The 19365-nt window shown below is 29.1% G+C and carries 19 protein-coding genes and 1 pseudogene; 5 read left to right on the top strand and 15 right to left on the bottom strand.

From position 1 onward, the window contains the following. Window positions 1–39: 39 nt before the first annotated feature. Window positions 40–1119, bottom strand: coding sequence for a DUF3667 domain-containing protein (locus Q0997_RS13180; RefSeq protein WP_299889621.1), 1080 nt, complete (start codon window positions 1117–1119; stop codon window positions 40–42). 173 nt (window positions 1120–1292) lie between these two features. Between Q0997_RS13180 and Q0997_RS13175 the strand changes: the two genes are divergently transcribed. Further along, complete coding sequence (locus Q0997_RS13175; RefSeq protein WP_299889619.1) at window positions 1293–2015, top strand: hypothetical protein; 723 nt, start codon at window positions 1293–1295, stop codon at window positions 2013–2015. Window positions 2016–2095: 80 nt separating this feature from the next. Here the strand turns inward: Q0997_RS13175 and Q0997_RS13170 are convergent, their stop codons facing one another. The 9 genes and pseudogenes from Q0997_RS13170 to Q0997_RS13130 all read right to left on the bottom strand — a co-directional run bounded on the left by Q0997_RS13170 (window position 2096) and on the right by Q0997_RS13130 (window position 8034). After that, window positions 2096–2494 (bottom strand): heme-binding protein, encoded by a 399-nt coding sequence (locus tag Q0997_RS13170; protein WP_299889617.1) that lies wholly within the window; start codon window positions 2492–2494, stop codon window positions 2096–2098. A 130-nt stretch (window positions 2495–2624) separates the two neighbouring features. Beyond that, window positions 2625–3464, bottom strand: a complete 840-nt coding sequence (locus Q0997_RS13165; RefSeq protein ID WP_299889613.1) for an AraC family transcriptional regulator — start codon at window positions 3462–3464, stop codon at window positions 2625–2627. A 131-nt stretch (window positions 3465–3595) separates the two neighbouring features. Beyond that, entirely contained in the window at window positions 3596–4141 is a 546-nt protein-coding gene (locus Q0997_RS13160; protein ID WP_299889611.1) for a DUF4287 domain-containing protein, read from the bottom strand. Window positions 4142–4144: 3 nt separating this feature from the next. After that, window positions 4145–4732, bottom strand: a complete 588-nt coding sequence (locus tag Q0997_RS13155; RefSeq protein ID WP_299889610.1) for an SRPBCC domain-containing protein — start codon at window positions 4730–4732, stop codon at window positions 4145–4147. Between the two features lie 61 nt (window positions 4733–4793). Further along, window positions 4794–5030: pseudogene (locus tag Q0997_RS13150) on the bottom strand (helix-turn-helix domain-containing protein); the annotation flags it as partial. A 12-nt stretch (window positions 5031–5042) separates the two neighbouring features. Beyond that, the gene (locus Q0997_RS13145) at window positions 5043–5624 is read right to left on the bottom strand and encodes a DUF6597 domain-containing transcriptional factor (protein ID WP_367180220.1); all 582 of its coding nucleotides are present in this window, start codon (window positions 5622–5624) and stop codon (window positions 5043–5045) included. A gap of 74 nt (window positions 5625–5698) precedes the next feature. Next, window positions 5699–6607: a radical SAM protein gene (locus tag Q0997_RS13140; RefSeq protein ID WP_299889607.1), complete on the bottom strand. Its 909-nt coding sequence runs from the start codon at window positions 6605–6607 to the stop codon at window positions 5699–5701. Further along, window positions 6591–7313 carry a DNA alkylation repair protein gene (locus Q0997_RS13135; protein ID WP_299889605.1) on the bottom strand — a complete coding sequence of 241 codons (723 nt, stop codon included), beginning with the start codon at window positions 7311–7313 and terminating at the stop codon, window positions 6591–6593. The genes Q0997_RS13140 and Q0997_RS13135 overlap by 17 nt, the downstream gene beginning before the upstream one ends. 109 nt (window positions 7314–7422) lie before the next feature. Continuing rightward, window positions 7423–8034, bottom strand: a complete 612-nt coding sequence (locus Q0997_RS13130) for a DEAD/DEAH box helicase (protein WP_299889603.1) — start codon at window positions 8032–8034, stop codon at window positions 7423–7425. Between the two features lie 127 nt (window positions 8035–8161). Between Q0997_RS13130 and Q0997_RS13125 the strand changes: the two genes are divergently transcribed. Further along, window positions 8162–9286: a hypothetical protein gene (locus Q0997_RS13125; RefSeq protein ID WP_299889601.1), complete on the top strand. Its 1125-nt coding sequence runs from the start codon at window positions 8162–8164 to the stop codon at window positions 9284–9286. Between the two features lie 59 nt (window positions 9287–9345). Next, window positions 9346–9795 carry a hypothetical protein gene (locus tag Q0997_RS13120; protein ID WP_299889599.1) on the top strand — a complete coding sequence of 150 codons (450 nt, stop codon included), beginning with the start codon at window positions 9346–9348 and terminating at the stop codon, window positions 9793–9795. Window positions 9796–9897: 102 nt separating this feature from the next. Here the strand turns inward: Q0997_RS13120 and Q0997_RS13115 are convergent, their stop codons facing one another. The 4 genes from Q0997_RS13115 to Q0997_RS13100 form a co-directional block, all read right to left on the bottom strand. After that, window positions 9898–11352 carry a lipopolysaccharide biosynthesis protein gene (locus Q0997_RS13115; protein WP_299889597.1) on the bottom strand — a complete coding sequence of 485 codons (1455 nt, stop codon included), beginning with the start codon at window positions 11350–11352 and terminating at the stop codon, window positions 9898–9900. A gap of 42 nt (window positions 11353–11394) precedes the next feature. After that, on the bottom strand, window positions 11395–12684 hold the full coding sequence (locus tag Q0997_RS13110) for a glycosyl transferase family 1 (RefSeq protein ID WP_299889595.1): 1290 nt from the start codon (window positions 12682–12684) through the stop codon (window positions 11395–11397). After that, the gene (locus tag Q0997_RS13105) at window positions 12677–15136 is read right to left on the bottom strand and encodes a YfhO family protein (protein ID WP_299889593.1); all 2460 of its coding nucleotides are present in this window, start codon (window positions 15134–15136) and stop codon (window positions 12677–12679) included. Before Q0997_RS13105 ends, Q0997_RS13110 begins: the two co-directional genes overlap by 8 nt. A gap of 82 nt (window positions 15137–15218) precedes the next feature. Then, a complete protein-coding gene (locus Q0997_RS13100; RefSeq protein ID WP_299889590.1) occupies window positions 15219–15482 on the bottom strand; it encodes a DUF4834 family protein in 264 nt (87 codons plus the stop codon). Window positions 15483–15599: 117 nt separating this feature from the next. Between Q0997_RS13100 and Q0997_RS13095 the strand changes: the two genes are divergently transcribed. Both Q0997_RS13095 and Q0997_RS13090 read left to right on the top strand, forming a co-directional pair. After that, complete coding sequence (locus Q0997_RS13095; protein ID WP_299889588.1) at window positions 15600–16673, top strand: transporter; 1074 nt, start codon at window positions 15600–15602, stop codon at window positions 16671–16673. Window positions 16674–16725: 52 nt separating this feature from the next. Further along, on the top strand, window positions 16726–17847 hold the full coding sequence (locus Q0997_RS13090) for a GTP cyclohydrolase (protein ID WP_299889587.1): 1122 nt from the start codon (window positions 16726–16728) through the stop codon (window positions 17845–17847). 58 nt (window positions 17848–17905) lie between these two features. Here Q0997_RS13090 and Q0997_RS13085 read toward each other — a convergent pair whose 3' ends face one another. Continuing rightward, entirely contained in the window at window positions 17906–19165 is a 1260-nt protein-coding gene (locus Q0997_RS13085) for an aminotransferase class I/II-fold pyridoxal phosphate-dependent enzyme (protein WP_299889585.1), read from the bottom strand. Between the last annotated feature and the right edge of the window lie 200 nt (window positions 19166–19365).

Below are 19365 nucleotides of genomic sequence, written 5' to 3'. Positions count from 1 at the left end.
ACATTGAGGGTATAAACGTTCCAATTTAGCACACCGAGTCTAATAAAACATAAATGCGAATAGGCCAATTATTACTGCAGCTAAAGGTGTGACTACAACTAGAAATAAAAATGTCGTTATTCCACTTTTTAAGAAACTCATAAACCAACCTTGTTGATAAAATTGTTTTAATGCTATTAACAAATAAATAAATGTCGAGAGCATTATTAAAAAATCTACCCAATTAGGTATATCTACAATAAAGTTTACACCTAGAATAATACTAAAAACAGTAAATAAAAATGCGAAATAATAGAAACTAAACACTAAGTGATGCGCATAACGCCCCTTTTTGAAGTATAGAAGTTTTAAAATTAATGCAAAAATTGGTAACAAAAAGAACATTGCTATAGGTATAGTGTCATAAAATGCTTCTAAAATACTACCTCCTTTTTTAGACTTATAAAACTTGAGCACTTGAGCATATAAACGTCTTTTAAAAGCGCCATCATCTTCTTTAAGCCCCATTTCTTTATATATCTCTGCATCGGTAGCCTTAGCTGCAATTAATGAATCTACTTTAAACTCATTAAAATCAAAGCTCATAGCTCCATTTTTCTTGAAGTTATCTGTTTCAACCAAAGAATCTATTTGCTTTTCTGTCATTCCTGTTAAAAAAGCATTCTTTTTAAGAGCTTCCCTTACTTCTTCTCTTTTAATAGAATCTTTAACTTTTATAGCCTTCAAAGCTTCTGCATCTAATGAATCCTTTTTAACTGATGTTCTATTACTAAAAGCATCTGCTATGTTATTGTCTATGTCACTAACTTGTTTTCTTGTACTAAAAGAAAATAAAAAGAAAAATACAACAGATACGAATAGATATAATTGCGCTGGATGGAGGTATAATAAGCGCTTTCCACTAATAAATTTTTTTGCTAAATAACCTGGTCTAAATAATAAAGGCAAAAAACTTTTAAAAAAACGAGCATCAAAAGAAAAGTAATTACTTATAGTGTTATAGAAAAGAACACCTATAGTTAGTTCATCTTTATCTTTTTGTCCACAATATGGGCAATATTCGTAAGCCTCATCAAATGGTTGTTCACAATTTTTACAATCTTTTATTTGCTTAGACATGAAATAGCGGTTAGTTGGTATAAAAATATAAAAAAGAATCCACATAATAAACATCAATAAACCCTAGTAAAAACAGCACTTAAGAGTTTTGGCACGCTAATTGGAACTTACAATTACAAATAGCGTAAGCCGAAAAGCTAAAGAGTAGGCAAAAAATCTAAAACCGTAATACTATGAAAAAACTAGTACTATTATTTACAGGATTGTTAATGGGATTAACAACTGTAACAGCAGCAGAAAAAGTTGAATCTGCACTTAAAGGTGAAGATTTAACGACAAATCGCTATCGCTTCAATCAACCAATACAGTTTATTGAGCGTGGTGTAGAATTTTTAATTTTTCCAGATGGATCATTTGACTTTAATACGCATATTGAAGACAATCATTATAATCATGATGATGGTTATTACAGAAGATCTAGAAGCAAACGAAGAAGTATTAATACTACTTTTGGAGCTCCAGGAACACGAGTTAAGTTTTCTACTCCTAGATCTAGAGGCATAATAATTACTCATGATTTTGATGGAAAAGTAAGACGTATAGGTAATGTGTTTGTAAACTATAACCGTTATGACCAAGTTAAACGTTTAGGTTCTGTTTACATGAGATACAATCGCAATGGCTGGTTAACTCGAGTTGGAGGTTTACATATTAAATACAACCGTAGAGGACATATTATAAATGTATTTGGGCATGTAAACTTTAGAAATCAAGGTTGTGGTTTTTGTGGCGTAACCGGTTGTACTGTTACTCACTATGGAAACGATTCTCACCAAGATAACGATTGGGATGATGATTGGAATGACGATGATGACCATTATTACTATAAGAAAAATGGTAAACTTAAAAAGCAAAAAAAGCTAAAGAAAAGAAAAACCTATAGAAAAGACGATTAATATAAAATCCCGCAAACCAAATGTTTGCGGGATTTTTTGTTAGCTATTTTTTTAATGAAAATAGAGTAATCATTAGTCTATTAAATTGCTAATGCTCCAGCTTCTGCAACTGCATGGTCATTTTCAACAGAACTACCACTAACTCCAATAGCGCCTATAATTTCACCTTCAGTGTTTTTAATTGGTACGCCGCCAGGAAAAGTAATAAGTCCATTATTTGAATGCTCTATATTATATAAAGCGCCTCCTGGTTGAGATAATTCTCCAATGATTCCTGTATTCATATCAAAAAAACGTGCCGTTTTTGCTTTTTTAATAGAGATATCAAGTGAGCCTAACCAAGCACCATCCATACGGCCAAATGCTACTAAATTTGCTCCTGCATCTACAATTGCAATATTCATTTTTGTATCTATTGCTATAGATTTCTCTTTTGCTGCTGAAATAATTTTTTCTGCTTGTGCTAATGTAATATTCATGATTTCAAGTTTTAGTATTAATAATAATTTAATACAAATGTACATAGAGGCTACTTTTATCAAGTTACCAAAACAGGCCAATAACTTATGAAAAAAGGTCAGATTTAAATAGATGTACAATTGAAAATTATTACCTAAGAATTTTCTTTGGACTATATCCAAATTTATTTTTAAAAGCTGTACTAAAGTTAGAAAGGTTGTTATAACCAAAATCTAAATAAATGTCTGAAGGTTTTAAATCTCCTTTTTCTAATGTTTCCTTAGCTTTTTGAAGTCGTTTACTTTGCAACCACTTTCCTGGCGATACGTTATATTCTTTAATAAAATGACGCTTAAAAGTAGATAAACTCATATTGCATAAAAATGCAATTTCCTCTAATTTAAGATTAGAATGAATTTTGCTTTCAACATTTTTTTTAAATGGAGAGCTTTCTTTAATAATTAAAGAATGTAAATATATTTCAAATTGTTTTCCGTATTTCTGTAGCAGATAAAGCATCAATTCTTCAAATTTTACTGAAAGTAAATTTTGCATAAAAGCCATTGGAGCTTCACTAATTGTTGATAATGAATTTAAATATGATCTAATATAGTCATCATTCTTAATTATAAAATATGGCGTTTCATCTTTTACTATTAGATTGTTACCTGCATGCTTTTCAATAAATTCTTTTAATTTTTTTTCTGAAAAAAAAAGAAGCTTACAATAATAAATAGCTTCTATATCTAATAGCTCTGTCCATAACCAGTTTCCTTTTTTAAGCAATAACGATTGGTCTTTATTTACAGCTACAGATGTTCCCGCAAAGTGTACTTGTTTTTTTCCAACTTGCAAAAAACTAAACATATTCATGCTTAAATTAACCTTGCTTTTAACAACATCATTAGTCATTTTAAAATCGTAGACATATAAATCAGGACTAACATTTTTATCTTTAATATAACTTTCAGGTATGTTTTCTATTGGCATTGTAATGTAGACTTTAAACTTACGCCTATTCTATTTGTATATCGTTACTAGATTGGCAAGAACTAAATTAATAAATAGAAAACGAACAAAAAGGAGAATTCGTTTAATTTTAAAAACACTAGATGCTTTTATTATAAAGCCTTTTGATAAGATTCTTTTAACCATTCTATTAACTCTACATCAATTTCATCAAGCATAGAAAGTCTTACACGATGCGTACACATTGTACCAAAAGGACCTGAATTTTCTAGCCTTGTAGTTGTTGGTTTATCTTTTAATTTTAAACCTAAATCAATTCTTGTTTTAGTAGCAGGTTTTATTAAAGCAAATTGTTTTTTTCTAATAATACTTACGCTTGTCTTTTTGGGTGTAATTATCACATCGGTTCCAAAAGTTTTCACAACAGATAAAAGCTGTTCATAAATTGGAAATAAATTCTCTTTCCCTTTGTATTGATTAGTTAATAAATCATCTAACGTTTCAGAATCGTCTTTATTTGTTAGACTTACTATAGTATTAGCAAAACCGTGAGTAACAGCATATTCAGTTTTTAAATACTTTACTGCTTCTCCATGTTTTGCAAAAGCTTTTGCTTTTAATAGTTTTTTCCATTCGTCTAATGATTTACCTGTTTTTTCAGGCATATTATCAATCATTGTTTGTAATGCTTTATCCATAGTTTAATATTTAACCGAAGGTATTCCTGTTTCCAAATAGGCTATTAGATTTCGATAAGATTCTGCATTGCCTTGAATAAAAAATTTCATCAAAGGCTTATATTTTTCATTGTTTTTATAACCTATACCGTAAGATATTACTTTTGTTTTTATTGCACTTATAGATCCAAAAAGAATCATATTAAACAACTCTTTTTCATCATCTTTCATGAAGCTAGGAAAATTTTTAGTGATCTCAGCTTGAAGTGTTAGCATTTGCTTTGGAATATAATTTACTACATGCAAAGTAATAGTTGAATCGTCTCCAATTTTACCATTTTTATTGTAATTGGTTTTTATAATTCCATTAATTTTAAAATCAATTTCTGCCATTGCTGTAGCCCAACTTTCCCATCCTTTTTTAGTTGTATAAGCATTCCAAACCGAATCTTTAGGCACATTTACTACAAAAGATTGTTTTAAGACCATATTATTGGCATGCGTAGAATCTATTACAGAGATGATTCTGTTTTCTGAATCGTTATTAGTATTTTGAGCTAATACTACTAATGGCATACACAAAACTATAATTTGAAATAGAAGTTTTTTCATAGTTATAAAAATAAGTGAATTACAAAGGAATGAACTTAAAGGTTAATGTAATAGTAAAAAATTAACCTTCATTATCTAATGGGAAAAAATTAGGTTCTCCTTTATGATAATCTGAGTTTATAAACTCTTGAGGATTAAACCCTGAAAACGCCTTAAATTCTTTTATAAAATGTGATTGATCTGAATACCCAAATTGATATGCTATTTGTGGCCAATCTATTTTTTCTTTTAAATGAATTTTATTTAAAATTTCATTAAAACGAAATATTCTATGCAAAACTTTAGGTGTAAGACCTACATATTTTTTGAATTAACTTATTAAATGTTTTTGAGTTTTTGGATAGGATTCAATTATTTTATGATGTTCAATAAAGGGGTTGTTTTTTAATAAATTGACAATTTTTAATAAATCTTGACCTGCAATATCTTTACTATTAATTCTATTTAATAACCAATTTTGAACGACTTCAAACTTTTCAATTGAAGTTTTATTATATAGAATTTGTTTATGTAACTCAATTATTTCAATACCCAAAATGTCTTGAGCTGCACTAACTTGGTCATTAAGCTTATAGATTGGTTGATAAAAAAAAGGGAAAGCACCAGCGCACTTGAATTGAATAACCAACATTTCAGAATTTGGATGCGCAGAAATTGAAAGGTAATTTTTATGCATACCAGAAACCCAAACTTTAGAAAACGTACCATTGGGTTTTAAAGTGTTATTATTAAAAGTATGTCTTTTAATACCATCTAATTCAAAAATGATAAAAACATGCCCTGTTGGCACTACTCTTTCAATAGAATGTTCAGGCATAAACCCCTTAAAATAAAATATGGATTCAATATAGTTTTCTAAGGTTTTAGGTAATATGTGAGTTTCAAATATCAAATTTATTCTATGTTTCGTTTATAGATTCTAGAATTCTTATAGTTGTTTAATGAAAGTATAATTTAGTATTATTTTTACACATTATCATCTATCTTTTTTTCAATCAAATTTTTTAAATTGTATTCTTGACAAAGCGCTTTCATTTTTTTTGAAAAGGCCTTTTTATAAAATTGAGGCATTTGAGAACCATTTTTAAAATAGTTTAAATACTTATTTTCTAATTCTGGATAGTATTTTTTTATTGCATTTAACACTAATGTCTTACTATCTGCCTTCCCATTTCCAAATAAAGTTATAGTTGCTGGCAAAACATAATCTACATTGCTTTTGCTAAAGGTAGCAAAGAATAGATTTAAATGTTCTGTTGTATCTGATATAAAAGGAAGTAATGGCATTAAACTAACTCCTGTTAAAAAACCCTCATCCAGAGTTTTATTCAAAGCAATTAATCTGTTTGATGGTTTTGTTGCTCCTTTTTCAAATATTTGTGATACTTTATTATCTAGTGTTGAAAAAGAAAATGAAACTATAACACCATTATCTAATCGCTGAGAAAGGTCTTTAGGAATAATTGCTGTTTTATTTATTTCGTGTAATAGATCAAAATCTCTTTCTATTAAATCAGATTTTGTAATAATATGTACAGGAAATTTATGTTTTGCTATTACTTTTAAAGCATTACGTGTTAATTGGTATTGTTTTTCTATATGGAGATATGGATCTGTTGCAGAAGAAAGCGCAATAATTCCGTATTCCCCTTTTTTGGCTCTATTGAAAAGCTGACGATCTAGTATTTCTATAGCATTTGTTTTAACAGATAAACTTTCTTCAAGATTAGTACCATATTTACTACCTCTTATATAGCAATATAAACAGTTAAAGGAGCAACTACTATATAAATTAAGAGTATAATCGTCTAAAAACCAGTCGTCTCTTTTTTTAGTTTTATTTAATACAGATTTGACTTCAATTTCCTTTGGCATAATTATTTCTATTTAGTCCAATTTCTATTTTTGCTCTAAACCAATTTGCTACTTGATGTTCGTTTTGAATTTCGTTTTGAAAATATTGAATGACTTCTGGATGAAATTTTGCTGTTGTTTTTGCTGCCCAACCAATACCTTGCCTTATTTCTTTATCTTTTGTGTTTGCAATGGTTAATAACAATTCAAAAACCGTTTTTACATCGTTTTTATCAAGCCCCTTTTTTATTGCATAATGAACACCAGCACCTAAAGAACGAATCACCCAATTTATTTGGTGTTTCGACAATTTTAAGATTTGAGGAATAGTAATTTTTGGATTATGTAATAAAGAAAAACCAAAAACACGTTCTCCAATAATATCACATACATACCAAATATCTGCAGCCGCAATATATTCTGTTGCTTTATTTATAGATTCAATAAAATTATCTTGTAATCTTTTTTGTAACATAATACCTAAAATAACATTACCTCCTTCTGTTTTTAAAGATTCTATTTTATCACAAAACTGCAGCTGTTGGTTTTTAGGCAATCTATTATAAAACTCTTCACCGCAATATTCAAGAAGAGGAAATTTTACTTTTTGAGACAATATTAAGATGTTTAATTCTTCAACACATCTTAATAATCCATTAGAGTTATATTTAACAAAGCACTTGTCTAAAAGCTGTTTAATTTCTGTTTTTTTTGTTATAACTCTCAACGTTTTTTATAATTACAATTAACTTATTTCTGCTACTAATTTAGCAAATAAAAAAACTTAAAGTATCAATTGTTTATTAAGCTATTGCCTTTAAATATTACATTTATTCTTAGCCTTTTACTATAAAACTACGATACATAAAAGTATCTTCAAAACGTTGTAATCGAGGCGTTAATTTTTTAGCAAAAACAAGGTATTGGCACTTATCTATACTTTCTGGTATTCTATTAATATTAGCAAAATGCATCCCTTTTTCTGCAAATTCTGCATCTTCAAGAATATAAAGTTTTAATTGGCTTAAATCTAAGCTGTTCAATAAATACAGTTTATTTAATCGTTTTGGTGTTGCTATAAGTATATCTTGACCATAATACACTTCTTCACGCTGTTGATCTAGCGTTTGCTCATCGTAGGCTGTATATATTCTTAAATCTGTATATTTTGTAAATACCTCAAAAGCCTCTTTAAGTTTTAGCGCTTCTGCTTTAGTTTCAACTATAATAATTGCTCTAACAGAATCTCCTATTGCTTTACTCTCTAATTTTTGCATCGTAGCAATAATAATAGCTGTCGTTTTTCCGCAGTCTTTATCTCCTATACAAAATACATTTGCGCCGCTTTTAATTTTTGGTAAAACTGCTTTTTGAAATGCAGTTGGCTCTGTAAAATTATTATTTTCCAAAGCTTCTTTTAGTTCAAAATTTAATTTTTTAAAAGACATTTTATTTTTGCTTATGTTAGGTATAATGCGAAACTAACAGTTATTTACCAGCTTACAAAACTTAATTAAAATAGTTTTGGCACGATGCTTGTATTTCTGTTAGTGTTCAATCTTAAAAACGAATATTATGAAACGATTTATGTACCTATTTTCAGCTTTACTTCTTGCAAGTTTTACTGTAAATGCAGACGCTATTAACAACCTAGATGAATCTACAACTACGACTTCTAATTATTATAGAGGTTACGGAAAATCTTTTATTTTTAATGAGCAAGGCATTGAGTTTTCTGTTTATGCAGATGGTCAATTTGATTTTTATATGCCAAATTATGGTCCTAAAGTAAATGTTTCAATTGGAAGCCCAAATGTAAATATTAGTTTTAATTCTGGTTATGATTATGGATCTTATGTTCAATATGATGAATATGGTGCTGTAATACAAATTGAAAACACACCTATTTTTTATGATTATTATGGTAGAATAATACAAGCAGGTGATGTATGCATAAACTATAACAACAGAGGTTATATTACTCGTGTAGGAGGATTATATGTACACTATAACAGATACAATGCTTTCGATTATTGTTCAGGATATATTAACATATACAATAGAGCTTATGTTTTTAGACCATGGCACAGATACTATGCTGTACCAGCATATAACTACTGTGTAGTATACAACAGACCTTACAGACAATACTATACTCCTATTCGTTACAGATACGATAGGCCATATAGAAACAATTACCGCAGAACTACAGCTGTAGCTAGTAGAAGAGGCAACAGAGTAATAAGAAATAGAAGCTACGCATCAAGAACTAATGGTAGAACGGTTGCAAACCATACAAGAACTAGAACTCGCAATTCTGTAGCTAATAACACGAGAACACGTACACGTAGTAATGCAAATACATCTACTCCAAGAACGAGAACAAGAAATAATAGTGCTACAACACCTAGAGTAAGAGATAATAATACTCCTAGAACTGGAGGTAATAAAATAAGAACAACAAAGCCTAGAGTAAAATCTACTCCTAGAACTGGTGGAAACAAAATAAGAACAACAAAGCCTAGAGTAAAAAAGAACTCTACTCGAAGAACTGGTGGAAATAAAGTAAGAACAGCATCAAGAACACGACCTAATACAAAATCGCGTTCTTCAAAACCTAACAGAACTGTATCTAAGTCTTCAAAGTCAAGATCAAGAGGCAACTCTCGTTCATCTGGATCTAGAAGAAGTGTTAGATAATAACATAAGTTTTGTCAGATAAACATAAATATAAAAATCCTAATTTAAAACACTTAAAAATGAGAAAAAAACCTACTTTACTTAGTATTCTTTTCGTACTAATGGTGAGCATTTGTTTCGCTCAAAAAAAGACCCCATTAACAATTATTAGCGGAAAAGTTTCAATCTCTCAATACCATGAGAAAGAAGATTTAGAAACACTTCCAAAAGGAAGATTGTTAACTCTATATAGAGAACGTATAGAAGTAATAGTTAAAATATTACCTAATATAGCATTTGCTACTAAACCAGGAGTAACTATGGCATCATTAGGAATTCCAGATACTAAAGAGCACAGAAAAGCTTTAGAAAAGAATATTGAAGCTTCTAATAGTTATTTTGACAGTACTATTGAATTTCAAAATAAAGTATTGCCTTATTCAGATAAATCGAACTTAATAGCTGCTATATTATTTTATGAAGACACTTTAAAATCACTTCATACTTATAGCGAATTTAATAGAATATAATTTACTAAGTTAGTTTTTTTCCGGTGCCAAATCTGGGAAATTTCAATCCTGTTATCTTGTTTTCCCAAGCAAAATAGCAGGATTTTTTATGTGTATATACTTTTAACGTTTTATAAGCTTATTTATTAAGCTGGTTATATCATGAGAAATATTAAAATAATAAATAAAAAACCCATAAGATATACTAACAATTAAAGATTTCACAATAATATTGAGCATTGGGTGAAAGTTAAAATTCAAGAAATAAAATCCAAAGCCACACACTATAATCAATGATAATGTTTTTAAAGTACTAGACGTAAATGGTTGCATTTTAAACTTTGCACGTACAAATATTATTTTTATAGTATTATATAAAGTCATAGCAATACATGTTGCATACGCTGCTCCATTAATACCAAAGTTTGGAATAAAATACATATTAAGTATTACTGTCATAATTGCTAAAAACACACCCATTAAAAGCACTACTCTATAATAATCACTATTAAATAAAATAGAATTATTATTCCCTAAAAGTGTATCAGATAGTTTAGAAAAACCTATAACAAAAACAACAATAAATCCATCTGAATAATCTTGAGGCAACAGTTTATACAATTCGTTTATATTAAGTATTATTAACAAAAAAATAAATCCACCAATAATAAATAGACTAAGAGAACTTTTTTGATATAGACTTTTTAATTCTACCATACTATTTTCATTTAACAGTTTTGCTGTTAAAGGATAAGTAATTTGATGCATAGCTCTAGAAGGTACACCAATAACAGTAGCAATATAAATAGCTACACCATAATATGCGACATTTTCAATAACAACATATTTACCTATCATGAATTTATCAATTTCTAAAATCATGTTAGCAACAGATCCTGCAATAATTATTAAACATGCATATTTAATAATAGCAGAAATGTTAGACACTCTTATACGCTTAAACGAAGGAAATCTTAAACTAAAAGCATAAACCATCATAATTACCATTCGTAATACATAAACACTTACCATTCCTAGAACTAATTGTTCTACAGTTATGTATTTAAAATATAAACTGATTAATAAAATACTAGTACATAGTCTATGAAAAACCTCTTTCATAAAGTTACCAAAGACACTTTGTAGTTGTACTTTACTCCAAGCATAAAACACTTCAAAATAACCAAAAACAATTGCTGAAATGGCTATATACCATGTATAATCCTTTACTATTGCATTTTCTGAAGATATCCAATCGCTAATAAAACTAAAGGCTAGCTTCGTTATTATTATTCCAGGAATAATAATAACTAAAGGCAATAACAACATTAAACTTAAAAAGCTGTTTTGAGATTGTCTAGTTTTAAATGTAGAGTAAAATTTTACAATGGTATTATGAGTTCCAAACGCCATTAATGGCATTAAAATGTTAGCAGTAGAAAAAATAAAAGTTATAAGACCAAAATAAGTATCGCTAACAAAATTAGTAAACAAAAAGAGAATGTTAATGGCACCAATACCAAAACCCATATAGGTTATCAAGGTATTTTTGATAGATTGATTAACGACTATTCCCATATATTTATAATGCTCTAAATATAAATTAAAAATTTATACTATTTATTCTTTAGCTATTAAAGACGCTAATGTTTTTGTTAAATTAAGTCTACTATATTTTTGTAGTCCAATTGGATTTGTGTTTAGGTTCTTTTGCTTAAACGCCTCAAAATGCTGCTTTATTTTAGATTTTAAACTATCATAATCATGATAATTAAAATAATCACCAGTATTTGTTTCTTTTAAAATAACTTCTACATCTGTAGCTTCTGGCCCAATTGCAATTATTGGTCTTTGTGAAGCCATGTATTCAAATAATTTACCTGGAATTATGACCTTAGTATCTTCCGAATCTATTTCTATTAATAGTAATAATTGAGATTGTTTTTGATATTTAATAGATTCAATATGCGATACATAACCTACATTATTCAAGTACTTTGTTAGTTTATATTTCTCTATAGATTTTAAAATTGATTCTCCTACATTACCTACCAAAGTAAGTTGAAAAAATGCAGAAAACTCATCGTCCATAGCTATTAAATCACTTAAGACTCGCCATAGTATTTCTGGGTTTCTCTTAGATAACAATGAACCAATATGTGCTATGGTAAAGTTTTTATCTAAATTAACAGGCTTCACTTTTTCCTTATCATAACCATTAGTAATTACAATTATTGGTTTGCTAGTAATAGCTTCAAACTCTAACTTAGTATTGTTACTTGTTACAATAATTTTATCTGCAGTATTTAAAACTTGTTTCTCTAATAGTTTATGCTTCTCTTGAGAAGTTTTTGTTAATTTTAATTGTTTATGATAACCAATAGTAGTCCATGGATCTCTAAAATCTGCTAACCAACAAATATCTTTAAACTGCTCTTTTAATTTAAAACCAATTAAATGCAAACTATGAGGTGGTCCAGATGTAATAATTGTATCTATTTTATTATCTAAAATGTAATTAGACAAGTAGTTAACAGAAGGTTTTACCCATTTTTTTCTAGCATCTGGGATAAAGAAATTACCACGTACATAGAGCATTAATTTTTGAATAATACCTTGCTTCTTTTCTTCTGGAATAATACCCTTACTAATTGTTTTAGTGTTTTTAGATAGTAAACTCGCCAACTTATAGGGTTCACTTATTGGTTGTTTTAAAATTATAGTATCTTTTGACACTTGATCTAGCAAACTTTTGTCAACTTGAGGATATACTGGGTTTTCAGGGCAATATACTATAGGTTCAATATTAAATTGAGGTAAATATTTAACAAATTTCAACCAACGTTGTACACCAGGTCCACCAGCTGGAGGCCAATAATAAGTAATGATTAAAACTTTTTGCTTAGTCATTTTTACTTTTGAAAGTATAAAATAAACCTCCTAAAATTAATAGCAACAACAGTCCAGAACTTGCGAGTGAAATTGTACTTCCTGTTTCTACAACTTCTGGTTCAAATTTAAATTCAACAATGTGTCTTCCTTTTGGTGTCTCTATAGCACGAAGTACATAGTTTACACGATAGATAGGTGTTGGTTTTCCATCTATATATGCATGCCATCCATTTTTATAATACACTTCAGAAAAAACAGCTAAACCTTCATTTAAATTTTTAGACTCATATTTTATATAGTTAGGCTTGTACTCTAATACTTTTATTGATGCTAAAGAATCTACTATATGGTTATAATTAGTGATTTTAGTTGTAGGATTTGTATGTCTAAAACTTTCAAAATATTCAGTTTGAGCTTTATCAATAATTGCAACACGTTTAGTATTTAAATTTTCTAAAGCTTTAATTTCCGCATTTGCAGAATTTACAACCTTTAATTCTTCAACAAACCAAGCATTACCATTAGCATCTTCATTTAAATAAGGATACGGTTTTTGCGCTTCATCTTCAGCAATTATATATTTAGTATTTAACATGTTAAGAACATTCATGTTATTTCTTGCAATATAAAAATCGAATAACTCATCATAGCGTTTTAATTTTGCAGCATGATAACCCGTTAACGAATTATGAAAAAACGATGCTTTCGCACCTCCAGAAGTTAAATCTAAAACTCTAAAATCACCTTTATCTTTTTCTATTTGCGTATCGGCAGCATTTTTTTGAAAAGGTTGAGAGACTTGTCTAGCAGAAACAAAATTTTCAGTATTAACATAACGTCTATCAACACCTACTAAATCAAAAACAATTAATATAGCAAACACTATAACAACTTTAGCCTCTGATAATTTTTTCTTTAAAAATAAATAAACGGTTCCTGCTGAAAGTAAAACCAGAAATAATGTTCTAAGTGTATCTTTTGTAAATATTGATTTTCTATCTTGTACAATAGCATTTAAAAAATCTGGTCCATAATTGTCTCTAAAACTAGTGTCCCTTATCCCTTCAAAATCTAAAACTCCAATATATCTAAACACTAAAAATAGTATTGCAAAACCTGCAGTGATTCCAAAAGTAAATTTCAATGCTTTTAATTTATCTTCTGTCTTTTCATAATCATTAAATAGTCTTACTAAAGCAAAAATTGCTAAAACTGGAATACATAATTCTAAAATTACTTGAATAGAAGTGACTGCTCTAAATTTGTCATAAAACGGAACAAAATCAATAAAAAAATCGGTTAGAAAACTTAAATTCTTTCCGTAAGATAATAATAGAGACAATATGGTACCTCCAACTAACCACCATTTCAATCGTCCTTTTACTAAAAATAAAGCTAAAACAAATAAGAATAGAACCACTGCGCCAATATAAGCTGGTGCTTCAACTATAGGTTGATCTCCCCAATACATGGGACTACTTTTAACAGCATCTTTTGCTTGTAATGGTGATGCGCCTTGCGCTATATAAAAATTATAAAAAGCAGAATCTTTACCTACATCTTCACTCATTCCACCTCCTAAAAATCTAGGAATATATAGATTAAACGTTTCCCAAAAACCATAACTATATTCTGTTATTTTTTCTTTTGGCAATCCAGTTTCTGCAATTTTTGTAGAGCCATTTGGGTTTATAGTCAATTCACTTTTACCTCTTGTACTTTCTTTTACATACTCTTGAGTTGCCAATATATTTGTAGCATTTAATCCTATAGCTAAAACTACAGCAGCAACTAAAACACCAACAGATTTAAAAAAGTGAGGTAATAATTGTTTTTTGTAAGCATCAATTAAGTAAACCAAACCTAAAACAATTACTAGAAGTAATAAATAATAGGTCATTTGAAAATGATTAGATACTAGTTCTAGCCCCATTGCTAATGCAGTAATTATAAAACCTACAATATATTTACGCCTAAAGGTTAGTATTATTCCACTTAAAACCAATGGCATATATGCAATTGCATGTGCTTTACTATTATGTCCTACTCCTAGAATAATAACTAAATATGTAGAAAAACCAAAAGCTAGAGCTCCAAGAGCTGCCAGTTTAAAATCTACTTTTAGGCTTAATAATAAAATATAAAAGCCTAAAAAATATAGAAAAAGATAATCGGCTGGTCTTGGTAAAAACCGTAACGCTAAATCTAGTTTTTTAATATAATTATGTGGATACCTTGCCCCTAATTGATATGTAGGCATACCACCAAAAGCACTATTAGTCCAATAGGTTTCATTACCAGTAGTTTCTTTAAAATCGCGTTGCTGTTTTGCCATACCACTGTACTGTACAATGTCACTTTGCAAAATTTGTTTCCCTTGTAATACAGGGCTAAAATAAGCTAACGAAAGAATTATAAAACCTACAAATACTAGAAAATGTGGTAAGAGTTTTTTTAAAGTTGATTGCATAAAATGGTTTAAAATTATGAATGTGAAAATTAATCATAATTTTTTAGAAAAACAGAATAGAAAAAAAATGAATTTAAAAGGATTACTCAATCTCCTCGTAATCTACATATTCTCCAACAGAATTATTAGATTTTTTGTTATTAGGCATCTTATCTATAGTGATTTCACCTTCTTTTTGTTTTGGTTGTGGTTGCCTTTGATTTCCAAAGTCACGAAACTGACCACCAAAACGTTGTTCAGCTTTTTTACTTAGGTATTTTAGCATTAAAGGTGCGAATAGTCTAGATAGCACTTTAAATCCATAGTAAAATAATAATATTATAAGTAAGGTCTTTAAAAGTCCCATGTATAGTAAATTCAAAAAATTAATATTACAAAAATACAATACTCTAACTGTAATTTCAGTTTTAATTACTTAAAAAAAATATAAAATCTCTATATTTGGAGCTAAACCTTTTTACTTATGTTTTTAAGACAAGTCTACTTTTCAATCTTATTAATTGCGATTAGTTTAAACGCAAATGCACAATACACAGAAGTAATTAATTCAAATCGACCAGGTGTTTCTCGTTCGGCTTTTTCAGTTGGTACTAATGTAGTACAGTTTGAAGCTGGTCCATTCACTGTTAAAGAAGAGCATACTCCTCTAAAATATGAAGTTAAAGGCTTTGGTGTTGATTTTGCTGCTCGTTATGGCTTATTATTACCGCAATTAGAGATTAATTTAGAAGGGACATATCAAAATGATACTTTTACAGATAACCGTTCGTTTTTAAGCTCTGAATCTAAAAGAGGTAATTTTAGAAACTTAACCATAGGTGCTAAATACTTAGTATTCGATCCTTATAAAAACAAGGAAGAGGAAAAACCTAACTTATATAGTTATCATGCGAACAAACGTTTTAAATGGAAAGATTTAATTCCTGCTGTAGCTGTTTATGTTGGCGCAAATTATGATACTAAAGACAATCCATATACACCACCTGGAATCGATGGTTTTAGCCCCAAATTAATGGTGGCAACGCAAAATAATTTTGCAAGTGGTTGGGTTTTTGTTATGAATTTTGTTGGCAATAGGTTATTTAAAAAGAGTAAAGATAATGATGGAAATGAAGTTATTATTAATGGCGCTCCAGTAAAAGCATTTGAATTTCAATATATTTTTACTTTAACAAAAGCAATATCAGACCAATGGGTTTTATTTGGAGAAACTCAAGGCATAAAAAATGACTTCTATTCTGATAACTTATTTAGATTTGGAGGCGCTTATTTATGGAATAAAAACTTTCAATTAGATACTGGTTTAACCTTTAATACTAAAGATACTCCATCTGTATTCAATATAACGCTTGGAGTTTCTTATCGTTTAGACTTCCATAAAGATCCGCAAATTGACAATGGCACTTCTGCTGAAGAAGAAGCTGAACGTAAGGCAAATAAAAAAAGAAAAAAGAAAAAAGGTGATGATGATGATGACTCTAATGATGATAAAAAACGAAAAAAGGAAGTACAAGAAATAGATTTTGATGATGATTAACCTAAAAAAGAATTAATCTAGAATAGAAGATGTTGATGATGAAAACTAATATATGATAACCATACAACAAGCCACAACTAAAAAAGAGCTTAAAGCTTTTGTTACTTTTCCTTTTTCGCTTTACAAAGATTCTAAATATTGGGTACCTCCTATTATTAATCAAGAATTAGCGACTTTTGACAAAGAAAAGAACCCTATTTTTAAAGATGCTGAAGCTACTTTCTTTTTAGCCTATAAAAATGGAAAAATTGTAGGCCGTATTGCTGCAATTATTAATTGGTTAGAAATAAAAAATCAAAATCAACGAAAAATGCGTTTCGGTTGGTTTGATTTTATAGATGACATTGAAGTCTCAAAAGCTTTATTAGATAAAGTTGTTAGCATAGGAAAACAGCATAATCTAGAATATACAGAAGGACCTGTTGGCTTTTCAAACTTGGACAAAGTAGGTGTTATGACTGAAGGTTTTGAAGAAATTAGTAGTATGATTACTTGGTACAACCATAAATATTATGTTAATCACTATGAATCTTTAGGATACAAAATAGAAAAATCATACTCTGAAAGTAAATTTCCTTTTGAAAACGTAAAACCTGAATTTTTTAAAAAAGCACAAGAATTAATAAAACGCAGGTATAAATTAAAGGCTTTAAAACTTACAAAAACAGCAGAGGTTATGCCTTATGTAGATAAGATGTTTGATTTATTTAACGCATCGTATTCTTCATTATCCTCTTTTGTTGAAATTACAGATATACAAAAAGCATATTTTAAAAAGAAATTTATATCGTTTGTAAATCCAGAATATATAAAATTTGTAATTGATGAGCACGATGAAATGGTGGCCTTTGCCATAGTAATGCCAAGGTTTGCCTATGCTCTACAAAAAATGAATGGTAAATTACTTCCGTTTGGTTTTTTAAAATTACTGAAAGCTAAAAAGCAAAGTAAAGATGTTGTTTTTTATTTAATTGGAGTACATCCAGATTATCAAAATAAAGGTGTTCATGCTGTTATTTTTAATGAATATTATGAAACGTTTAAAGAGAAAGGAATTATCAACTGTTACAGAACACCAGAGTTAGAAGATAATGATGCTATTCAAAAAATATGGAAACACTTTGATCCTAAAGTTATAAAAAGGAGAAAAACTTATAGAAAATCAATTATATAAAACAAAAATCCGATTCATAATGAATCGGATTTTTGTTTTATATAATAAATAATAAGTTTTATTCTCCCATAGCTTTAATTAAAGCAGCAGACATACGTTTATATGTCCCATTTTCTAACCTTGTTCTAATTGCATCAAAAGCATCTAATGTTTCTGTAACATCTTCTAATGTATGAGTTGCAGTAGGAATCATTCTTAATAGAATTAATCCTTTTGGAATTACAGGATATACAACTATAGAACAGAATATACCATAATTCTCTCTTAAATCTTTAACTAATGCCATTGCTTCAGGAATACTTCCGTTTAAATATACTGGTGTTACACAACTTTGTGTGGTACCAATATCAAAACCACGCTCTTTAAGGCCAGATTGTAATGCATTAACAATCTTCCATAAATTTTGTTTTAGTTCTGGCATTGTACGCAACATATCTAAACGCTTTAATGCACCAACAACTAATTGCATTTGTAATGATTTTGCAAACATTTGAGATCGTAAATTATATTTTAAATAATCCATAATCTCTTTATCTCCAGCAATAAATGCGCCTGTACTGGCCATTGACTTAGCAAAAGTTGCAAAGTAAACATCTATATCGTCTTGAACTCCTTGCTCCTCTCCTGCACCTGCTCCTGTTTTACCTAATGTACCAAAACCATGTGCATCGTCAACAAATAATCTAAAATTAAATTTCTTTTTAAGCGCTACAATTTCTTTTAATCGCCCTTGCTCTCCTCGCATACCAAAGACACCTTCAGATATCACTAAAATACCACCACCAGTTTGCTCGGCCATTTTTGTTGCACGCTCTAAGTTTTTCTCTAAACTCTCAACATCATTATGCTTATATGTAAAACGCTTACCCATATGTAAACGTACACCATCAATAATACAAGCGTGAGCATCAACATCATATACAATAATATCGTCTTTAGACACTAATGCATCTACCGTAGATACCATACCTTGATAACCAAAGTTTAATAAATAAGCAGCTTCTTTGCTTACAAAATCGGCTAACTCGTTTTGTAATTGTTCATGTAACTCTGTATGCCCAGACATCATTCTGGCTCCCATTGGATATGCTGACCCGTATTGTGCAGCAGCTTCTGCATCAATTTTACGTACCTCTGGATGATTTGCTAAACCTAAATAATCATTAATACTCCAAGTTATAACATCTTTACCTTGAAATTTCATTCGGTTAGAAATCTGTCCTTCTAATTTTGGAAACACAAAGTAACCTTCTGCTTGCTCTGCCCATTTTCCTAATGGTCCTTTATCTCTATATATTTTTTCAAATAAATCTTTCATGTAAGCTCTTTCATTAGTTTAGAATGGACAAAATTACACATTTCTTAGTTTTTTGCATAATGTTTTCTCTAGTATTGTTAACAAAAAAAAGCTGATGTTGTTCACATCAGCTTTTTTTCTATTTTTGTCCCGTCCTGAAATAAGTTGACAAAAAATCGACTTATTAATGAAAAGTAAAGAGAACAAAAGAGTTAAACGAA

The sequence above is a fragment of the uncultured Lacinutrix sp. genome (assembly GCF_947500325.1).
Lineage (GTDB): Bacteria > Bacteroidota > Bacteroidia > Flavobacteriales > Flavobacteriaceae > Lacinutrix.
Note: the sequence above shows the minus strand (reverse complement) of the source record. Positions and strands in the feature narration are given on the sequence as shown.